Annotated in this window: 6 protein-coding genes and 1 pseudogene; 6 read left to right on the top strand and 1 reads right to left on the bottom strand. The window is 39.2% G+C overall.

Translation table 11 applies throughout. The annotated features are described in order from the left end of the window. Positions 1–509: 509 nt before the first annotated feature. The 5 genes from CWB99_RS23300 to CWB99_RS23280 all read left to right on the top strand — a co-directional run bounded on the left by CWB99_RS23300 (position 510) and on the right by CWB99_RS23280 (position 3,292). Positions 510–1,271, top strand: coding sequence for a DUF6602 domain-containing protein (locus CWB99_RS23300; protein ID WP_138553671.1), 762 nt, complete (start codon positions 510–512; stop codon positions 1,269–1,271). A gap of 109 nt (positions 1,272–1,380) precedes the next feature. Beyond that, positions 1,381–1,872, top strand: a complete 492-nt coding sequence (locus tag CWB99_RS23295; protein WP_138553672.1) for a hypothetical protein — start codon at positions 1,381–1,383, stop codon at positions 1,870–1,872. Between the two features lie 47 nt (positions 1,873–1,919). Beyond that, positions 1,920–2,498: a signal peptide-containing protein gene (locus tag CWB99_RS23290; protein WP_138553673.1), complete on the top strand. Its 579-nt coding sequence runs from the start codon at positions 1,920–1,922 to the stop codon at positions 2,496–2,498. A 26-nt stretch (positions 2,499–2,524) separates the two neighbouring features. Next, the gene (locus CWB99_RS23285; protein WP_138553674.1) at positions 2,525–2,827 is read left to right on the top strand and encodes a hypothetical protein; all 303 of its coding nucleotides are present in this window, start codon (positions 2,525–2,527) and stop codon (positions 2,825–2,827) included. 117 nt (positions 2,828–2,944) lie between these two features. After that, positions 2,945–3,292, top strand: a complete 348-nt coding sequence (locus tag CWB99_RS23280; protein ID WP_138553675.1) for a hypothetical protein — start codon at positions 2,945–2,947, stop codon at positions 3,290–3,292. Between the two features lie 149 nt (positions 3,293–3,441). Here the strand turns inward: CWB99_RS23280 and CWB99_RS24705 are convergent. Next, positions 3,442–3,738: pseudogene (locus CWB99_RS24705) on the bottom strand (IS4 family transposase); the annotation flags it as partial. Positions 3,739–3,871: 133 nt separating this feature from the next. Between CWB99_RS24705 and CWB99_RS23275 the strand changes: the two are divergent. Next, a complete protein-coding gene (locus tag CWB99_RS23275) occupies positions 3,872–4,264 on the top strand; it encodes a hypothetical protein (RefSeq protein ID WP_138553676.1) in 393 nt (130 codons plus the stop codon). The last annotated feature ends 217 nt before the right edge of the window (positions 4,265–4,481 follow it).

Raw genomic sequence — 4,481 nt, 5'->3', positions numbered from 1 at the left:
GTTGATTGATAGAAGAACGCTTATCTTCAACAAGTTCAAGGTGGCTAAATAACGACATAATTAACAAATAGATAGTGATAATGAGGACGTTATTAGATCAGAAAAGAGGCAGGTGTTAAAGCCTTTTTACAAAGTGCGATCCCGCCGTGCTATCCTTAATGATAAAGAATACCTCAATTTATGGTTATTTATACAGGTATAAGTGAGTCTAGTCAGTTCCCATATCAAATTTCTCGTTTTCTCCGTGCTTGAAAGTCTCGCTTAAGTGAACCACAGATTTAAGTTTAATAGATTCATAAGGTTAGTGGTTTTACATAACGGGGCCTCAAGTCTCGCTATGAACAAGGCTCGGTTTCAACAAAGCCATTTTGGCTTGAGCAACTAGTACAATGGTGGTAGGTTATTGTTCTTATTATGAATAAAATAATTTAGCTGTGGATTTGTACGGGTTTAGGAACTGGATCTAACTGGTATTCACGCTAATAAGCGTTATGACTTTAAGGGAGAATATGAAACACCGCTTGTTAAGTGAACATTTTGGGAAAGTTAAAAAAACACCTCTCCAATATTCAGAACATTTTGATATCGCAAACCACGGCGACATAAAGGGATATGGCAGAGAAGCTTTAGTAAATATTTTTCTTAAAGAACACTTGCCAGATTCTATTGAATATCTGACTGGTGAGATATTTGATGAGTTTGATAAGCGCTCTGGGCAAGTTGATATTATTCTACAATCAAAGTCATTTCCTAAAGTTCCACTACTTGGTAACACGCAACTCGTATATTCTGATGCTGTAATGGCCGCTATTGAGGTTAAGTCTAATTTAACAAAACAGCACTTATACGCTATTTTTGAACAGTTTAAGAAAGTAAAATTATTGAATAGGAAAGCTATAATAAAAGGCGGGGGAATGCTATCTGACTTGAAGAAAATCCCGTGTATAATTTTTGCCTTTAAAGTTCCTGTTCATCGAAAAATAGTAGAGCATGTAAATAAATTTTCTGTATTAAAGAAGGTACCATTGACGGATTTTGCCCCTGATATGGTTGTTGTTTTAGATAGTGATTTCTATATTTGTAGGAATGATGGATGGATTTTTCCTCCTGTTCCAGAAAGAGCCCTTTTTAGGCATTGGGAGGGATTACCTCATGAAAACTTGGTTGGTATTTATATATATTTAATAAATTTGTCTTCAAGTTACTTATTCGATCCGCCAAACTTTAGTGTGGCTCCATACTTTGAAAAGTCCATATTGAACAAGTCATAACAATGGCATCAACTGGACTTTAAAAGTTTGCCTTCTGTCGCAGCGCTACATATTATAGGTAAACAATTTCAAACCCGGTTATGCGGGCGTTATACGCCAAGGAAAATTCATGCGTAAACTTATAGTTCTAATAATTTTATTGTTTCCCTTTTGTTCGTTAGCTCAAAATACATCAACTCATACTCATACACCTAAAGGCGGTGTACTGCCACAAACAGGCCCAGTTATAGTTAAAAGTATAGAATTACTAACACATGAAAGTGTGATAGGAAAAAACCTAACGATTAAAGCATTAAGTGGCTTTATCAAAGAATTGGAGGCCGCAGTAAAAAACAGTTATAAGTCACCTGCGCAAGGTGAATTACTTCTGCAAATTGAAATAAAAAGTTCAGAGCGTTTCGCTACAACATTAAAATATCAAGGTAATTTGCCCTCTGAATTCCTTCAAAAAATTTATGATAATGTTGCTCAGATAAGTTCTATCAATACAAAAAAAGAAAGTATAAAGTTTCAGATACATTATGTAATTGGCGTGTATCAGGCCATTAAGGTTATGGGGCTGCTAACAGCTTGTTCGGTTTCGCTTCCATTACAATTTTAGCAAGCTACTATTAGCCGCTTATTGGAGCGATATAACATGGAGAATGTATGAGAAAAATCCAAAAAATAGGTGTTTACTTTCTAATGCTTATTTTGTCAGCTGTTGTAGCTGGCATTTATGGCATGCTGCACGACCAAATAAGTTATACATTTTCAGAAGAGTACTTTACCCAATTCAAGTTTAAGCAATTCGGCATCCCCTGGGCGTATGAAGCTCCACGTTTGGGGGCTGCTTATGTGGGCGCCATAGCCACATGGTGGATGGGTATTTTAGTTTCTATTGTCTTAGGCTTTTTCGGCTTCATGTTCCATTCACCGAGGCAAATGGTAAGAAGTCTAAGCAAATCATTTTTAGTTGTAATAGTTGTAGCTCTTTTAACTGGTTTTGCTGGTCTTGCATTAGGTTACTATCAGGTCAACGAACAAACAGTATCACAATACATACAATGGATAAGGCCAGGGGTATCTGATCCAGTACAATTTGTTCGTGTAGGTTTTATGCACAATGCCAGTTATTTAGGTGGCTTAACAGGCTTACTGTCAGGCATTGTTTATCTAGTTATTAGCAAGCTACGTTATAACAAGTTAAACCTGCAGGACGCGCAAAAAACGCGCGTCTCCGCTTAGGGCGTTATATGTCTAAGGAAAACTGAGTGAATAACCAGCCATGGGTAAAAATATACGACGATGAAGCATGGGACGATGCTATTGTTGGAAATCGAGAGGGACTCCTTGCCTTAAAACAAGCCATCGATGATGCTCTAGAAACTGAATGTGTAGAGGTAGCTGACAGGTTTAAAAGTGACTTCGGCGTTGTTGCTTTTACCGAACAAAACTGGGAGCAAACTGAACCTACTGAGGTAAAGAGTATATGGGGTTTTATTGTTCCCTTTGTTGTATTTCTCTGGGGTGTAGTTTTACCACTTTATGCTATTTACAAGCTAGCATTTGAATAATTCGGCATATAACAAACGCCTTAAGGTAATCGGACACATAAAGGTTGGTTTGTGCTCGTGCCTTGCAAAGTTTAACCAACCTTTATTTAGCTGGCTAGGCGGGTGTTGTAAGCACTAATGAACTCTGAGCAATATAAAAGTATTTGCGAACAACCAAACGTTTTTCGCTTACAAGACTTAAAAGAAACCTTAGATGTTTTGCGTAAAGCAAGTATGCCTGAGGCTGCTTTAATTGCGGAAGCAATTTTGAATAAAAAAGTAGAGAAACCACCGTTGCATCAAGGTAACTATCTAACAGATTTTATTGCTTTAGAATTATCATTTGATGAAATTGATGCTGTAGTAGATACAGTTTTTCATGCTGAAGCTAGTTCCATTCAAGGTAATGGTGAGCCTACTTCAAAAACGGAAATCTATGTCCACTTGGTAAACTTGTGGTCAAATTATCGTGAGAGTATAGCGTAAAGTGCTTATAACAAGTCGCTCAAGTTCACTCTCTTCGTTCGTTGGGACAATTAACAAAGCGCCAGGTGTTTAGTCTATAAAAGTCGAATATTGCTGGAGAGTTAGTGAATACCTTCCAATTGAGCTATGTGGACACCCAGCGTTACTTACTCGCGCACATCTGTCCAGTCGACCAGCAAGATAGGCATGGGATTAGCGCCACAAATCAGGCGCGTATGGAAGCGGTAAATAGCAAGCCACTCGTTATGCATGGAAGCAGTCTGTCCATACGTTAATGTGGTGCTTGGCAGCGATAGGGCCCTTTATATTTCGACCCAGCTCAGTAAGAGAAAGCTGGTTGCTATCGAGCAAAGTCTCAGTTGCTAGCATTAAGGAATCAAGGCGCCGGGCATGAATTTGGGGCAGTTTTTTCTGAGCATATCGTGTAGGATAGTGATATCACGCATGGTGTTGTTATCTATTGATTTTTGGCGAAATAAATTAGATAAAACAATGCAGTGCGTGTCCATGTCCATCACATTGATTCTAAAGATGATTGCTTGGGGATTCCTCAGATTAAGGCGTTAGGTGAAAATCAGAATGAGAGTATTGATCGTAATTTTATTTCTGTCACTAAGCTCTACAGCGGTGGCTGAGACTATTCCGTGCTGGAAAAACCCTGACACAATACCTGAAACAAAACAGATAGCGGTGTTAAAGACGCACCTTTTACCCATAAACTTAGAAACTCCCGAGCAGGATCTTAAGGAAAGAGTATCTCACGAAGATTATCGCTTCATAGCTATCGGCAGCTTTGGCATCGACTATCCTGGCCTCAATAATAAAGAGCTGCTGTGTACTTATGGGTTCCGCTACATCACCGGAACTTCAGATGCGTTGGAAAGCAAGGAGCATGGAAGTCTTATTCAGGCCTTTAAGGGCTATGCAGTAAAGTACAACACCAAATTAGAGGGCATGCTAAGTGGCAAGTAAAGCACCTAACAAAGTCAGCCAGAGGGACCAAAAAACCGCCGCTTCGCTCTGGTTTTTCGGGCCCTGCTGGCGACGTTAGGTTTCAGAACCCATGCGAAGAAAGCGTCTCAATCATTATACAGATGTGGTATGTCGAATGTTCGTCGGCTGGCGCATGGATGATGATCTAGAAGTAATGTCTGACTTACCAGATGGAACCCCCCTATGGCAGGATAGT

This window comes from Pseudoalteromonas rubra (assembly GCF_005887095.1).
GTDB classification, from domain to species: domain Bacteria; phylum Pseudomonadota; class Gammaproteobacteria; order Enterobacterales; family Alteromonadaceae; genus Pseudoalteromonas; species Pseudoalteromonas rubra_E.
This window is presented reverse-complemented; position numbering and strand designations above follow the sequence as displayed.

Coding starts and splice junctions, on each gene's coding strand:
- CWB99_RS23295 (WP_138553672.1), top strand. CDS start 1,381: ATGCGTAAACTTATAGTTCTAATAATTTTATTGTTTCCCTTTTGTTCG.
- CWB99_RS23280 (WP_138553675.1), top strand. CDS start 2,945: ATGAACTCTGAGCAATATAAAAGTATTTGCGAACAACCAAACGTTTTT.
- CWB99_RS23275 (WP_138553676.1), top strand. CDS start 3,872: ATGAGAGTATTGATCGTAATTTTATTTCTGTCACTAAGCTCTACAGCG.
- CWB99_RS23290 (WP_138553673.1), top strand. CDS start 1,920: ATGAGAAAAATCCAAAAAATAGGTGTTTACTTTCTAATGCTTATTTTG.
- CWB99_RS23300 (WP_138553671.1), top strand. CDS start 510: ATGAAACACCGCTTGTTAAGTGAACATTTTGGGAAAGTTAAAAAAACA.